13 protein-coding genes are annotated in these 15,871 nt (G+C 36.0%); 8 read left to right on the top strand and 5 right to left on the bottom strand.

Annotated features, from left to right (window positions below; all coding sequences use genetic code 11):
* Positions 1 to 94: 94 nt before the first annotated feature.
* Positions 95 to 610, bottom strand: coding sequence for a membrane protein (locus IW16_RS20920; protein ID WP_034749218.1), 516 nt, complete (start codon positions 608 to 610; stop codon positions 95 to 97).
* Positions 611 to 695: 85 nt separating this feature from the next.
* Positions 696 to 2,978 (bottom strand): TonB-dependent siderophore receptor, encoded by a 2,283-nt coding sequence (locus IW16_RS20915; RefSeq protein ID WP_034749216.1) that lies wholly within the window; start codon positions 2,976 to 2,978, stop codon positions 696 to 698.
* A gap of 187 nt (positions 2,979 to 3,165) precedes the next feature.
* Here IW16_RS20915 and IW16_RS20910 point away from each other — a divergent pair, with 187 nt between their 5' ends.
* Positions 3,166 to 4,221: a Gfo/Idh/MocA family oxidoreductase gene (locus tag IW16_RS20910; protein ID WP_034749214.1), complete on the top strand. Its 1,056-nt coding sequence runs from the start codon at positions 3,166 to 3,168 to the stop codon at positions 4,219 to 4,221.
* Between the two features lie 77 nt (positions 4,222 to 4,298).
* On the opposite strand, the gene IW16_RS20905 is transcribed toward IW16_RS20910, so the two are convergent.
* Positions 4,299 to 6,194: an ABC-F family ATP-binding cassette domain-containing protein gene (locus tag IW16_RS20905; RefSeq protein ID WP_034749211.1), complete on the bottom strand. Its 1,896-nt coding sequence runs from the start codon at positions 6,192 to 6,194 to the stop codon at positions 4,299 to 4,301.
* Between the two features lie 248 nt (positions 6,195 to 6,442).
* Here IW16_RS20905 and IW16_RS20900 point away from each other — a divergent pair, with 248 nt between their 5' ends.
* Together IW16_RS20900 and IW16_RS25870 are read left to right on the top strand one after the other, a co-directional pair.
* Entirely contained in the window at positions 6,443 to 6,955 is a 513-nt protein-coding gene (locus tag IW16_RS20900) for a 5' nucleotidase, NT5C type (RefSeq protein ID WP_034749210.1), read from the top strand.
* A 144-nt stretch (positions 6,956 to 7,099) separates the two neighbouring features.
* Positions 7,100 to 8,743 carry an alpha/beta fold hydrolase gene (locus IW16_RS25870; RefSeq protein WP_051890532.1) on the top strand — a complete coding sequence of 548 codons (1,644 nt, stop codon included), beginning with the start codon at positions 7,100 to 7,102 and terminating at the stop codon, positions 8,741 to 8,743.
* A 159-nt stretch (positions 8,744 to 8,902) separates the two neighbouring features.
* On the opposite strand, the gene IW16_RS20885 is transcribed toward IW16_RS25870, so the two are convergent.
* Entirely contained in the window at positions 8,903 to 9,766 is an 864-nt protein-coding gene (locus tag IW16_RS20885; protein WP_034749209.1) for a glycoside hydrolase family 25 protein, read from the bottom strand.
* A gap of 65 nt (positions 9,767 to 9,831) precedes the next feature.
* On the opposite strand from IW16_RS20885, the gene IW16_RS20880 reads away from it, so the two are divergent.
* From IW16_RS20880 to deoC, 5 genes are all read left to right on the top strand, one after another.
* Complete coding sequence (locus tag IW16_RS20880) at positions 9,832 to 11,094, top strand: NAD(P)/FAD-dependent oxidoreductase (protein ID WP_034749208.1); 1,263 nt, start codon at positions 9,832 to 9,834, stop codon at positions 11,092 to 11,094.
* Entirely contained in the window at positions 11,091 to 11,762 is a 672-nt protein-coding gene (gene trmD, locus IW16_RS20875; protein ID WP_034749206.1) for a tRNA (guanosine(37)-N1)-methyltransferase TrmD, read from the top strand. The genes IW16_RS20880 and trmD overlap by 4 nt, the downstream gene beginning before the upstream one ends.
* 669 nt (positions 11,763 to 12,431) lie before the next feature.
* A complete protein-coding gene (locus IW16_RS20870; RefSeq protein WP_034749204.1) occupies positions 12,432 to 13,373 on the top strand; it encodes an endonuclease/exonuclease/phosphatase family protein in 942 nt (313 codons plus the stop codon).
* 18 nt (positions 13,374 to 13,391) lie between these two features.
* Positions 13,392 to 13,862 carry an Lrp/AsnC ligand binding domain-containing protein gene (locus IW16_RS20865; protein ID WP_034749201.1) on the top strand — a complete coding sequence of 157 codons (471 nt, stop codon included), beginning with the start codon at positions 13,392 to 13,394 and terminating at the stop codon, positions 13,860 to 13,862.
* A gap of 2 nt (positions 13,863 to 13,864) precedes the next feature.
* Positions 13,865 to 14,611, top strand: a complete 747-nt coding sequence (gene deoC / locus IW16_RS20860; RefSeq protein ID WP_034749199.1) for a deoxyribose-phosphate aldolase — start codon at positions 13,865 to 13,867, stop codon at positions 14,609 to 14,611.
* Between the two features lie 42 nt (positions 14,612 to 14,653).
* On the opposite strand, the gene dusB is transcribed toward deoC, so the two are convergent.
* Positions 14,654 to 15,649, bottom strand: a complete 996-nt coding sequence (gene dusB / locus IW16_RS20855; protein ID WP_034749196.1) for a tRNA dihydrouridine synthase DusB — start codon at positions 15,647 to 15,649, stop codon at positions 14,654 to 14,656.
* Positions 15,650 to 15,871: the final 222 nt, after the last annotated feature.

Raw genomic sequence — 15,871 nt, 5'->3', positions numbered from 1 at the left:
GCTTCTTAATTTTAGATAAAAACTCAGAAAAAGTGTTAATTTAAGCAGAATGGGAATGTGAATTATTTGGTTGTTTTTTTGATAATTTTGTAATCTAAATACACAACAGGATAATCGAAATAATGAGGCCTGCAATAGCAAATTTGATTCCTCTTTTAAAAGCTTTTGTTTTAGGGTTAAACATCCAGAAACTTGAAATTACAAAGAAAAATAAGGAGATTCCAAAAAATGTATTCAGAGGTGACAATGTTTCCTTTGACTGGGATTTATGGAGTTTTACCATTTTATCCAGCAAAAATGGCAGTTCCATTTTAGAATATTGTGCCTTTCCCGATGCAGTGTCATAAGTTCCCTGCTTAAAATGAAGGATATTTCCTTCTGTTTTCTCTATTTCAAGACCTTTGATCTTTAATTCTTTTCCCAGCTCCTTTTCTGAAAGATTGACAGCTACGGTTTTATCATATTTCTTTTCCTTTTTAAGGAAATCTGTATCCCTGTAAACCAGCAAAACTCCGCTTAGTGCATACACAGCCATTATGCCTGCCAGAAAATATCCCAGATAGCGGTGTGTGATTCTCATGAAACTTCGTGTGTCCTTGATCTTATCCATATCGTATTGTTTTGTTTAATTTAAAAAAGGAAACTGCAAAAATGCAATTTCCCCTTTGAATGATGAAATATTCCGGTATTTAATTCTAAAGTTTGTATGTCATTGTGAAATAATAGTTTCTCGGAGTAATAGGGTTTACCGAATAATTTTCGTGTACATTATAATTAACTACATCGAATAAGTTCCCCACTTTCCCCTGGATTGAGAATTTTTTCCATTCATATCCTACGGAAACGGTCACCGTTGTATAGTCTTTTAATTCAAACATTCTGCTTACATCCTTTCTCGTCACATTGGTAGACTTTGAATCATTCCAACCAGCAATTCTGTCTCCGATATAATAAATACCGGCTCCTACTTTTAGCCCTTTTGCATAATTTGTGAATTTATAAAATACCGATGCATTGGCTGTAGTAGCAGGAGTTCTTACCAGTCTTTGTTTTTCTACATATCCTTTTTCAGGAGTATCGATATAAACAGAATTATTATATGAGAAACCACCGATAATGGAAAGGTTTTCTGTAGGATTTCCTGTAATATCCACTTCAACACCGCGGCTTCTCATTTTACCCGCAAATTCCTTAAGGTTAGTGTCAGGGGTCTGTACAGTTCCGGTGTTATCTACGTAAAAAAAGTTTTGATAATTATTGTTTTGAAAAATCTGATACAAAGTAAGATTAATAGCAATGGCATTATTCCAAAGGTTTTTCTTCGCTCCGATTTCGTACTGATCAATCGTAGTAGGGTTTATACCTTGTTTCTGAAGTGCATTAACTCTGTCTCTCACCTGTGCAACAGTACCGGAAGTATCTAAAGAACCAATTTCATTAGACATATATCCAGCATTTGAAACGAATGAATTCGTATAAGTTGCAAACACAGAAAGATTATCGTCAGGCATATAAACCAGCCCCACCTTTGGTGAAAATGCCTGATCAGATGTTGCCGAATTTTGAACCAAACTCTTATCTAAAGGCTTTGCAGCTGTTGCATAGGTGGTTTTTATAGAGGGCATATTTTCTACATAAGACCAACGGATACCTGCTATCACTTTAAATTGTTTATTTAAGCTTATATAATCCTGTACGTAAGCTCCAACTCTTCTTGTATTGATTCTAGTCAACGAATTCTCACCACTGTCTGGCATTGCGATATTTCCCCATGTTGAAGGATCATCCAGAAATAGAACATTGGTTGGAGCTATTACATTAAATGCATAAGCGTCAGACTGGTTGTAATCAGCATCAGCTCCAATTAATAATTTGTGGTTTATTTTTCCAGTGTTAAATTCTCCGTTAATATTTACCTGTGCAGAGCCATACTTATTTCTGTTGTTTGTTTTATTAAAGGGTCTTGTCCAGGATAAACGAGTATCAGATATTTTTTTATCATATCCCCATTGTACGCGCTCAGATGAGAAGTAGTCCTTTACATAATTTTGGTAAGAGGCAACTGCATTCAATGTCCAGTTGGTACTTATTTGATGATTGAATGTCACATTCGTTGAAGCCTGTTCTACATTTTGATATTGCCAGTCTGTACCGAAAAATGTATTCCTGTCAACATCATTGTTCAAAGAATAGCTCAGGTCTTTATTGGTAATAGAACCAATCCCGAAATCCGGAGTAAAATTATTTTTGAGATAATCGGCTTCTACGATTAATTGAGACTTTGGACCTAAGTTGAATAAGATGGAGGGGTTGAAGTAATGTTTCTGTGATTCTACCACATCTCTGAAACTTTCAGCATATTCATAGGCACCGTTTATTCTGAATGCAATGTTTTTTGATAACGGACCATAAATGTCGACGGTTGGCTTATAGGAATTCCAACTTCCTCCGTTAAGTCCTAGGCTTCCTCCGAATTTGAATTTAGGTTTTTTTGTGATCATATTGATGATCCCTCCTGCAGCTGTATTTCCGTAAAGCATAGCGTTAGCTCCTTTCAATACCTCAACTCTTTCCAAACCGCTTACTTCAGGAAATACTCCGCTGTTAACCCTCGTTCCGTTTTTAAAAATATTATCATTACCTAAAATAAAACCACGGCCTCCGAAACTATCCTGAGAATTTCCTCTGGATGAAGTGATATACATACCGTTTATATTTTGAATAACATCGCCCAGTTGCTTCGCTTGTTGCTGTTCAATGATTTCGTGTGTAACGATTGAGATGGCCTGAGGATTTTCCATTACCGTAAGTGCAGACTTTGTAGATAATGTTTTTGCCTGATTGGGATTTCCAGTTTTGTGAAGATTAATATCTTCAATGGTTTGAGACCTGATGGTATCAGTTTCAAGGTTTTTCATTTGGGCACTTAAAGATAAGGCTGTCAATAAAAATCCTAAAGAAGCTAGCTGTTTTTTCATTTATTATTTTTATGTAGAATAGTTTTAAATAGCGGCAAAAATAGGAATTTGAAAAAGATTAATTTAGAATTAATAAAAACAATAAAATGATTTTTATCATATCTTAAGAATCTGATAATAGTACAGGTTGCTTTTGTAAGCTGCTAAACTGAGGATTATTGAATATATTTGTTTAAAAAATATACATATGCAATTGATAAAAGCAGGACTCTGTGCCTTTGGAATGAGCGGAAAAGTATTTCATGCTCCATTTTTGAAAGAACATCCGGGATTTTTTATGGCTGCTGTCGTAGAAAGAACCAAAGAAGAATCTAAAGAAAAATATCCGCAAGCAACAATCTACCGTTCAGTAGAAGAGATGCTTCAAAATGCAGATATTGAACTTGTGATTATCAATACACCTGTACAGACGCATTTTGAATATGCTAAAATGGCACTTGAAGCAGGGAAAAATATAATCGTCGAAAAACCTTTTACGGTAAGTGTTTCAGAAGCAGAGCAGCTTGTGAATCTTGCAGAAGAAAAGGGCTTATTCTTAAGTGTATACCAAAACAGAAGATTTGACCGAGATTTTTTACAGGTACATAAAATACTGAGCGAAGGGAAACTGGGGACTATTAAAGAAGCGGAGATCCGTTTCGACAGATTCCGAACTACACCAAGCGGGAAGCAGCATAAAGAAGATCCACAACAAACCGGTTCCGGCTCACTTCATGATCTTGGTGCCCATCTTGTAGATCAGGCAGTACAGTATTTTGGATACCCTGAAAAATTATTTGCAGACGTTTTCTCTATGAAAGGAGAAGAATATGCCAATGATTATTTTGAAATCCTTCTATATTATAAAGATGGCTTGAGGGTTAGACTGAAATCATCTGTTTTTACCAAAGAGGCTCATTACGCTTATGCTATTCACGGAGAAAAAGGAAGTTTTCTGCAGGAAAGAACCGATAATCAAGAAAATGAACTGGTTGCAGGAGCTATACCAGTGTATGGGAATGAATGGACTGAACCTTTAGAAGGAACTGATGGAATTCTAAACTTTTTAAATGAAAATTCAGAAACAGAAAGAATTCTGACTTCAAGCGAGCCCGGAAATTATATGGATTATTACCAACAGATCTACGAATTTATAGTCTTTGGCTATGCACTTCCATCACAGGGAAGAGAAGTCGTTCAGAATATGAAAATTATAGATGCTTCTGTGGAAAGTTCAAAAGGGGAGAAAGTAGTTTACTTATAGTAGAGTTTGAGGTTTTTAGAGTAAAAGCGATTGATATAAAATCTTATACGCTCTTACTCTAAAAATCTATAACTTATTTAAATTTCCTGAAGCTCCAGCCATCTCATCTCATATTCCTCCAGCTTTTCAGAAATCGTTTCCAGTTCTGCAGAAAGCTTGGCAACCTTTTCGTATTCCGTTTCATTGTTAAGCTGATCCATGATCTTGGCGCGTCTTTGTTCCAGTTCAGGCATTTCTTTTTCTATAGTTTCCAGTTCTCTTTGTTCTTTAAAAGACATTTTTCTTTTTGAGGAAGAAGTCTGAGAAACTTCTGGTGTTGCTGCTACAACAATTTCTTTTACAGGTTCCGGTTTGGATGATGCATTTTTTTCCAGTGCATCTTCGCGGCTCTTAGCTTCTCTGTATTCTGAGAAAGTTCCTATAAAGTCTCTGATTTTTCCCTCCCCTTCAAAAGCCAGAACATGGTCAATAATTCTGTCCATAAAGTATCTGTCGTGAGATACAATAATCAAGCTGCCCTGAAAGTTCAGCAGGAAATTTTCCAGTACAGTCAATGTCGGAAGATCCAGATCGTTGGTAGGCTCATCAAATATCAGGAAGTTAGGATTCTGATATAAAATGTACATCAGATGAAGCCTTCTTTTTTCACCCCCCGAAAGTTTTGAAATAGGCGAATATTGGGTCTGATCATCAAAAAGAAACAGTCGCAGGAATTGTGATGCAGAAATCGTTTTTCCATTGGCTAAAGGAAAGTTTTCAGAAATTTCTTTGATAAAATCAATGACTCTTTCATCTTCTTTATATTTCAGTCCTTTTTGTGAAAAATATCCGAATTTGATGGTTTCTCCGGTTTCAATTTCTCCGGAATCTTTTGGCTCAAGACCTTGTATGATATTCAGTAATGTAGATTTTCCAGCTCCATTTTTTCCTACAATTCCTACTTTCTCACCTCGTTGAAACTGATAACTGAAATCTTTCAATAACAATTTATCACCATAGCTTTTGGAAATATCCCGAAGCTCCAGAATTTTGTTTCCAAGCCTCTTCATTTCGAAATCAAGCTCCAGAGATTCTTTTCTTGTATCCGTTTTTGCTATTTTTTCAGTTTCGTAAAAGTCATCTTGTCTGGATTTCGATTTTGTAGTTCTTGCTTTGGGCTGTCTTCGCATCCATTCCAATTCTTTTCTGTAAAGGTTATTGGCTTTGTCGATGGTGGAATTCAAATTATCCTCACGAATCATTTTGTTTTCAAGATAAGTCGCATAAGAACCATTATGGAAATACAGGTTTTTATCTTCCATTTCCCAGATAATTCCACAGACTGCATCCAGGAAATACCTGTCGTGAGTAACCAGAATTAATGTGATTTTGGCCTTGCTTAGATAGCTTTCAAGCCATTCTACCATTTCTACATCAAGGTGGTTGGTCGGCTCATCCATGATCAGAAGAGTATGTCTGTGTTCGGCTCTTGTTTCAGTCAGCAATTTTGCTAAAGCAACACGTTTGATCTGTCCTCCGGAAAGTGTTCCCATTTTGGCGTCAAGATCTGTAATCTTCAATTGAGAAAGAATTTGTTTCATATCATTCTCCAGATCCCATGCTTTATGGATTTCCATTTCAGCCAAAGCTTTTTCAATGAAATCATAATCTGTAGAAAGAAGCGATTTATGATAATTTTTCAGAGCCTGAATCGGCGCAGAATCTAGGGTCATCATAAACTCATCAATGGTAAGATCAGAATCAAAATCGATCTCCTGGTCAAATAAAACCACCTGGATGTCTTTATTAATATTCACAGTTCCGCTGTCTGCAATTTCTTTCCCCATTAAAATTTTAAGAAGGGTAGATTTTCCGCTTCCGTTTTTGGCAACAATGGCTATTTTGTCCCCTTCATTTACATGAAAAGAGATGTTTTCGAATAAGACTTTGATGCCATAAGATTTAGTAAGATTTTCTACAGAAACGTAATTCATTGGAATGTAATGGTTTGATATTGATTTTGTATTGAGCGGCAAAAGTACGAAAATGTAACTAGAAAAGTTTTACGTAATGATATGCAAATACCCAAATTTATTTTTTGAAAGCAATAGCGTTTAAAAATAATAATTTTAAGATTTATTTAATATGAGTAATAGGGATTTCAGGAAAGACATTAAGTAATTTTGATGAGCTGGAAGGCTTAATTTTTAATGGTTAATAATGCTAAATCTGATTTTAAATAATGAAAAAAGTAATTGTAGACATGGACGGGGTAATGGCAGATGTGTATCATCAGCTTGTGAAGTTTGAAAAAAGAGACTCCGGAAAAGAAATTGAGATCAGCGGACTTGCAGGAATGCCTGAAATTGAAGCATTCCCCAATGGAAAGAAACACGTTAATGAAGTAGGTTTTTTCAGAACACTTCCCGTAATGGAAGGAAGCCGCGATGCTTTGGAATATATTAACAGCAAGTATGAACTTTACATCGTTTCAGCCGGAATGGAATTTCCGAACAGCCTGAGAGAAAAATTTGACTGGCTTGCAGAACATTTTCCGTTTATTGGCTGGGAACAAATTGTTTTATGTGGAAGTAAAAGAGTGGTTCACGGAGATGTAATGATCGATGACTATCCTAAGAATCTGGATCATTTTGTTGGCGAAAAATTAATTTTTACTCAACCTCACAACGAACTGATTGAAAACGAAAATTTTAGAAGAGTTCATTCATGGGAAGATATCATGAATATCCTGTAAGAAATAAAAGGTTATATATTTTTTAGAATTCTAATCATAATCGGTGATATTTTACAGAAAATTTAACTAAACTGGCCTTAAATTTAATAAGCTGTTATGAGTGTGTAATGCTGGAAATAAAGAATTTTGCAGCAAACTTACACCATGAAAAAACTGAATATTTTATTTCTTTTAGCTGCTTGTTCTTTTGATGCACAGGTGATTTCCGGAACAGTCATTTCTAAAAATGAAAACCAGCCTGTTCCTTACGTGAAGATTGGAGTAGAAAAAGAAAATGCAGGAACAGTTTCCGATGCAAAAGGAAATTTCTCTGTTGATCTGTCCGGACTGGATGCTTCGCGAAAACTCAAAATAGAAGTTCCCGGTTACGAGCCCTATTCTGAAACTGTACAGAATTTCAGAAAGCAGGATCACAGACAGATATTTTTAAAAGAAAAGGTAAAGAATATAAAAGAAGTCAACATTAAAGTCAAGAAGCTGGTTGATAAAAACTGGGGTGTCAATACCAAGACGAAACATGTTCTGTATTCAGTAAATCCTAAATTTAAAAAAGAAGATTTTCTTGGTGAAACGGCATTGGAATTTAATGCCAGCAAACGATCCAAAATCAAAAGTATCAATCTGAATATTGCCAGCTATACTTCCGATAAACCGGTACTGATGCGGTATAGTATTTACAGCGAGAAAAATGGATTTCCCGGTGAAAATATTCTGGATGAAGAGATCACGGTGGAACTTACACAGGATATGATCAAGGAAGGAACCTATACACTGGATGTGAACGAACATAATATTTGGATACAGGGGAAGTTTTTTGTCGGAATCCAGTTTTTGAAAGAATTTGAAGGGAGAGTCAATATCAGTGCAGCATTGTTCCGTACAGGATTTATCAGGAAATTTTATGGAGATTGGGAGAAAATGACTCTGGCAGCACCGGCCATTAATATCGATGTAAAAGTGGATAAAAGCGCGAAAAATACCAAAGATGAAGTTGCGGCTTTAGGAGATGATCTTGAAGGGTTGATTTCTGATGTTTCCCAATATCAGGCAGCATCTGAGAATTCCGGCTACGGGAAAAATAAATCGACAGGTAATTATCTTGAATTAAAAGATACAAAGCTTTACTACGAAATCTACGGGGAAGGGGAACCTCTTTTTCTTCTTCATGGAAATTCAGGGAGTATAAAAGATTTTTATCAGCAGATTTCCGTTCTTTCGAAGCAGTTCAAAGTAATAGTTGTAGATACAAGAGGACAGGGTAAGAGTACGGATACTTCTCATAGACCATTTACCTATATCCAATTTGCAGAGGATATAAAAGCACTTGCAGATCAATTGAAATTAAAGAAAATTAATATTGGCGGTTGGAGTGATGGCGGAATCACAGGACTTGAATTTGCTTTAAAATATCCGGAAAACCTTAATAAATTAATTGCTATCGGAGCTAACGCTTTTCCCGAAGGTGTTGATGAAAGACTGATCACCCATATGAAAAACCAGCTTCTGGTACTGAATGTTGAGAATAAGCCGGAAAAATTTGACGAACGCAGATTAGTAATGATCATGTTGAAAGAACCACACATCAGCAAAAAAGATCTTTCAAAAATACAAAGCCCGTTTTTAGTGATTGCAGGGGATAAAGATGTGATTAAACAGGATCATACCGAAATGATAGCCAAAGAAATTCCACATGCTGAGCTCAAGATCTACAAAGATGCAACCCACATGATTCCTTTTGAACATGCATACGAATTAAATGCGGATATTTTGAGATTTTTGGGGAAATAATCCTGGGATGGAGGAGGAAAGATGGAGGCTGTGGGGTATCGCAGAAGATTACCTCATGTCAGTCATTTCTTAACATATAAATTGATTTAAAATTGATTAAACCTGGGAGAAGTAATTCTTTCGGGTTTCAGAATTTCCATCGTCCGGCTTATCTGTCAACTAATCAAGTGTAAGCCTTTTCAAAGACCAGGTGCTTCCATTATAAATATCAAGATCTACTTTGGTGTTGATACCATGAACGATTCCGTTTTCCGTAAACTGCCAAAAGTCCCAGTGGTCATTGGGAGTAGGCGAGGGAACATCATTATAATTGGCCAGCCATAGCGGATAGCCATCGAATTCACCTTTCAGAAAATCTTTGTAATAATGGTAGTAGGTATAGATGATCGGTTTTTCACCATACGTTTCTTCTACAATCTTGCACCATACCTTCAGATCTTCGATTAGCTTTTTATTGGTCTTTCTTTTTGGAATCTTTTCGATATCCAGAATGGGAGGAAGATCACCACTTTCCAACTTTACATTCGCTAAAAAATTATTGGCCTGGATGACAGGGTCCTCATCAGCTCTATAGAAATGGTAGGCTCCACGGATCAGATTGTGTTTTTGTGCTTTTGCCCAGAATTCATCAAAATGTTTGTCTGCATTCCGGTTTCCCATCGTCGCACGCATAACCACAAATTCTAGCGGAATGGTTTTATTTCCGATGCTTAAACTGTCCCATTTTATATCTTCTCTGTTCTGATAATGGGAAACGTCAAAACCGTAAGTTTTATCCAGATTGGCAGAAAGGATTTTCTGAATTCTTAAAGTTTCTGTTTCGTTGTTGTGAAGTTTTTTATGATTGAATTTGTTGAAGTATAATGCGTAATAGTAGCTGATAGACTGCTTCAGATAAAATCCGGTTCCTATTAAAGCAACAATTAAAATAGCCAATATTACTTTTCTTCGGAAAAAATAATTCTTCCGACGGTTCTCATGTACTTTTTTGGCAGTTTTTTTGGTGTACTTTCTGGGTGTCATAAAGTTTTGCAAAACTAACTTTTTTCACTACTAAATGCTAAATAAAATCAGTAAATTTGTGTATTATGGAAACACGCGAAAAAATCATCATTATAGGAGGAGGATTTGCGGGGCTGCAGCTTGCAAAAACATTAAATAACAAGAACAAAAAAGTAATCGTTCTGGACCGGGTGAATCATCATATGTTTCAGCCGCTTTTTTATCAGGTTGCGTGCGGGAGGATAGAACCTTCCAATATTTCCTTTCCCTTCCGGAAGATTTTTCAGCAGTCCAGAAATACACAGTTTCGCCTTACCGAAGTCAAAGAAATTGATCCTCTACACAATAAAGTAATTACGGATGAAGCCGAGTTTACCTATGATAAACTTGTTATTGCCACAGGATGTAAAACGAATTTCTTTGGAAACAAGGATATGGAGTCAAGAGCCTTTGGGATGAAAAATACCCAGGAGGCAATAGGCATCAGAAATCATGTTCTGATGACCTTTGAAAAACTGATCCTCGAAAAAAGCAGAAGTGATGACGGGAACTGGAATATTGTCATTGTTGGAAGCGGACCAACCGGTGTAGAACTGGCGGGGGCCTTTGCGGAAATGAAAAAAGAAATTCTTCCCAGAGATTATCCATACATGAATTTTGACCATCTTAAGATCATTCTGGTAAGCTCAACAGAAAAACCACTTGCTGTGATGAGCAGTGAAGCCCAGGAAAAATCTGAAAAGTATCTTAAGGATCTTGGCGTTACTTTCCTCAGTGGCGAGATTGTGACGGATTATGACGGCAATAAAGTATACATGAAAAGCGGAAAAGATATTCCGTCTAATAATGTGATCTGGGCAGCAGGGGTTACAGGAAATGTGGTAGATGGATTTCCGGAAGAAAAATTAGTGAGAAACAGATATATAGTAGACAGATATAATAAAATAAAGGGTTACGACAATATTTATGCAGTTGGAGATATTGCCTATATGGAGACACCAAAATATCCACAGGGGCATCCGCAGGTAGCAAACGTAGCCATTAACCAAGCAAAAAATTTAGGTAAAAACCTTTTAAAGAAAAATAGCAGCGACTGGACGGAGTATGAATACAAAGATCAGGGTTCGCTGGCGACTATTGGAAAACACAGAGCTGTGGTAGATCTTCCTTTTATTAAATTCCAGGGATTCCTGGCGTGGTATTTCTGGATGTTCCTTCACTTGATGCTCATTTTGAGTGTCAGAAATAAGCTTGCAGTATTTTTTAACTGGATGTGGAGCTATTTCAATAAAGATTCTTCTTTAAGACTCATTATTTCACCTAATAAGAAAAACGGTACTTTACAATGAGAATTGATATAATAAGCGTACTTCCAGAATTAATGGAAAGTCCGTTTCAGACTTCTATTTTAAGAAGGGCAATAGATAAAGGGGTAGTAGAAATTCATTTTCACCACCTGAGAGACTGGGCAATTAATAAGCACAGGCAGATTGATGATGAACCTTATGGAGGTGGAGCAGGAATGGTAATGATGATTGAACCTCTGGATAAATGCATTTCCGAACTTAAATCCCAGAGATCATATGACGAAGTGATTTATCTTACACCGGATGGTGTTACCCTGAATCAAAAAATCGCCAATTCTCTATCCATAAAAAATAACCTGATCTTTCTCTGCGGTCATTACAAAGGTATAGATCAGAGAGTGCGGGATCTTCATATTACTAAGGAAATTTCAATTGGTGATTATGTATTGACCGGAGGAGAGCTGGCAGCATGCGTGCTGGCTGATTCTATCATACGACTTGTGCCTGGAGTACTGAATGATGAACAGAGCGCACTTACGGATAGTTTTCAGGATGATCTTCTTTCGCCACCTATTTATACAAGACCCGAAGTTTACAAAGGTTTGGAGGTGCCCAAGGTTCTGCTGAGTGGTAATTTTGCCAAGATTGAAGAGTGGCGTCACGATGAAGCAGTAAGGATTACGCAGGAAAAGCGTCCGGATCTACTCTAAAAATTGATATAAGAATCATTAAAATTGTAATATACTTATTGGAATTGTATTTCGCCATCTCTTGGGTAAAATTTCCCTCTATTTATTTGGATAGTCATTCCAGTTGGTAAAATAAGACTTACTTGTTGTAAGTGGTTAATTATGAATGATGTATTTTTAAACTAGACTGTTATTATTCGCGAATATTAACAGCCTACTAATTGTTTTCTCAAAAATATAAATATAGTTTTGCACTACATAAATGATGAGAAAAGGCTTTTGTTTGAAAAATTTCAATTCGATTCTGTTGGCAGTACAATAACTATGTAAGATGATAAAGATTCATTATTCACGTATTTTTGAGATAGTCCATTTAAAACGGAATAAGAATTGATATAAGTGTGAAAATAAGCGAAAATTATTAATCAATATTGGTTTTTGAAATAATTTTATTTTCATTAATTTTAAATTTATAAATTGTTTTAATTTTGTAATGAAAAATAATAATTTTAAATGCTTAATAATTTAGTTGTATAAAAGCTTTCTTGTTGATGTTTTTTAATCAATAAGTTACATTTATTGTATAAGATTAATACAAAAATTTTATAAATAAATTAACGGAATTTGAAAAAAAATAATAAATTTACAACGGAAAAGAAAGTGGTAATTTTTAGATAGCAATTTGTGCGGATGGAGATGTTCTCTTTTTACAATGTCGAAAATTTATTTTTACCTGATCCCGAACCTACTCATAGATTAGATCCAACAAGATCAGGCTTGAGAAATTGGGACGAAAAGAGATATAGAAACAAGCTTTTTAAAATTTCACACGTTTTCCAGTTAATGCAAGAGGAAAATGGTGTACTTCCATTTTTAATCGGACTGTCAGAAGTTTCCGGAAGGAAAGTGTTAGAAGATCTGGTAGAAATGGAACCTTTTAATTCAGAATATGGAATTGTACATTACAATTCTATGGACGAGAGAAAAGTGGATGTTGCCCTATTGTATGATAAAAATAAAGTTGAAATTATAGATTCAGAAACTATTACTTTCTTCTTTGAAATTATAAATAAAAAAAACACAGAAAATTACGACACAACCAGAGACGTACTATTTTCTAAAATTAAATATAAAGGAACTGTTATTAATGTCTTTATCGCCCATCTTCCCTCCAAGCGAGAAAAAGATATTAATAAACCCAAAAGAGACTTTATTCTTAATGAGATCCGTTCTCGGATCTTGAAAATCGTATGTGAAGAAAAGGAACATGTAGTATTGTGCGGTGATTTTAACGAAAACCCGGATGATGGAAATTTAGTAAAAATTCTCTACGACAACGATCATGAGCAGGTATTGATAAATCCTTTTCAAGAGTTGTTTTCAACAAGAAATTATTCTACTTTTCATTATAAATCAGGTCTGCTCTATGATCAGATTATCTTATCAAAATCACTTTTTGATAATGATGTTTTGAACTTTCAGAATGCGAATATTTTTAATTCTGAGAAAATAAGCAGCCGAACAAGAAATTTTGAAGGACGACCCTTTCGAACCTATGCCGGTACACGGTACTTGGGAGGGTATAGCGATCACTTTCCGGTTTTTGTAAAATTTGAAGAAACAAAAACATAAATAATAAAAAAGTAGAAAATGAAAAATTCAAGTAACACAAGTTATCATTTAGATTCAATTGACAAGGAAATCATCTACATGCTGATGGATAACGCTAAATCGTCGTTAGCCCACATTTCGAAAAACGTCGGAATTTCCACAACAGCTGTACACCAAAGAATCAAAAAACTGGAACATGCTGGAGTTATCGAAAACTCTATTTCATTTCTTAATCCCAAAAAAATAGGATATAATGTAATTTCCTATATCGGAGTGTTTTTAGATCAACCCAGTCATTATCCGGATGTGGTAAAATCTCTTCAGGATGTGAACGAAGTTGTAGAAGCACATTATACAACAGGAAACTACACCATATTCCTAAAAGTTCTTTGCAAAGACAATGATCATCTGATGCAGATTCTAAACAAACTTCAGAAGCTGAAAGGTGTGACAAGAACAGAAACTTTCATATCTTTGGAACAAGGTATTTACAGACAATTGAAAGTATAAAGATTATGAACATTGCCCAATATTTGGATTCAACCTATTTGAAAACACCTGAACAGTCAGGTCTCTCAAACGAAGAAACACTGCTATTCGATAAGAAACTTACTCAGGAAGCGATAGACAATGATATTTTTGCCGTAATGATCCGTCCGGATTATGTAGCAGATATCAAAAAATATATACAGGAAAGAAATTCCAATGTTGCGGTAGGCACTGTAATAGGTTTTCATGAAGGAACCTATTCTATTGATGAAAAGCTTACTGAAGCTTCGAAAGCAATAGAAGATGGAGCAGATGAACTCGATTTTGTTGTTAATTACACTGCTTATCTCAAAGGAGATCTGGAGCTTGTGAAAAATGAATTTGTTAAATGTACTCAGCTTGGGCTGCAAAATAAGAAAGTGGTCAAGTGGATCATTGAAATAGCAGCACTGAATGATGAACAGATAGCAGATATCACCAAAAATATTTCAAACTGGGCAGAAGAGAATTTCTCTGAAAATGATCTTCCTAATATTTTTGTAAAATCTTCGACCGGTTTCTATGTTACTGAAAATGGAAAACCAAATGGCGCCACATTCGAAGGGATCAGAATTATGCTGAACAATGCAGGAAAATTACCTGTAAAAGCAGCTGGAGGAGTAAGAACTCCTGAAGATGCAGAAAAAATGATGAGCCTGGGAGTGAAAAGAATTGGAACTTCCTCCGCACTGGCATTAATTAAAAATGAGTCCTCATCGGAAGGATACTAAGAGTATAAAAAAACCATCAGATATTGATGGTTTTTTTATGTATTATGCCTGTGCCTGATATTCTTCGTAGAATTGCTGGGTCTCTTTAATAAGGACATCCATTTCCTCCAGAGTATAAACTTCCAGGAATTTTTTTCTGAATTCTTTAAAATGTGGAACACCTCTGAAATAATTGCTGTAGTGTTGTCTCATTTCGATAAGTCCCAGCTTTTCGCCTTTCCATTCTGCACTCCATTCTGCATGCTGGCGCACAGCCAGTAAACGGTCTGAAATTTCAGGTTCAGGCAGATGTTCACCGGTTTTAAAGAAATGTTTGATCTCATTAAAAATCCAGGGATATCCAATTGCAGCGCGGCCAATCATAATTCCGTCACAAGCGTATTTCTGTTTATATTCAAGAGCCTTTTCCGGAGAATCAATATCACCATTTCCAAAAATGGGAATCTCAATATTCGGATTTTGTTTAATTCTGGAAATATGTTCCCAGTCCGCTTCTCCCTTATACATTTGTCCCCGGGTTCTTGCGTGTATTGTCAAAGCCTTAATTCCTGTCTCCTGTAAACGCTCTGCTACTTCGTCAATATTGATGCTGTTGCTGTCCCATCCCAAGCGGGTCTTAACCGTTACCGGAAGATGAGTAGAAGTAACCACAGCTTTGGTAAGGCGAACCATAAGGTCAATATCCTTAAGAACTCCTGCTCCTGCACCCTTGCACACTACCTTTTTTACAGGGCATCCGAAATTAATGTCTACCAGATCCGGGTTTACCGTCTCTACAATTCTTGCAGACATTGCCATTGCTTCCTCATCCCCGCCGAAGATCTGGATCCCGACCGGTCTTTCGTAATCGAAAATATCAAGCTTTTTCCGGCTCTTCATCGCATCACGAATCAAACCTTCAGAAGAAATAAATTCTGAATACATCAGATCTGCCCCATGCATCTTGCAAAGGCGTCTGAATGGAGGATCACTTACATCTTCCATCGGAGCCAGCAAAAGCGGAAATTCCGGCAGTTCTATATTGCCTATTTTTACCATGGCGCAAATTTACGAAATTCTGAGCATCTGGAAATATGATAATTTCTATGGTAAAGATAGAGTAGGGAATGGGGAATAAAAATAAAGAATATGAATGTTTTAGACATTGTATCTGAGACGTGAAAAGGCAGCGTTCGGATATGTCCAATGTTATAAAGATTTTGAATTTTGCTTCGCAAGTAAAACCTGAATGCAAATACTTTATACCCTCAAAATCTCAAC

The organism is Chryseobacterium vrystaatense (assembly GCF_000737765.1).
In the GTDB taxonomy this organism is placed as follows: Bacteria; Bacteroidota; Bacteroidia; order Flavobacteriales; family Weeksellaceae; genus Chryseobacterium; species Chryseobacterium vrystaatense.
The sequence above is the reverse complement of the archived record's forward strand: the minus strand, read 5'-3'. Positions and strand labels throughout refer to the sequence as shown.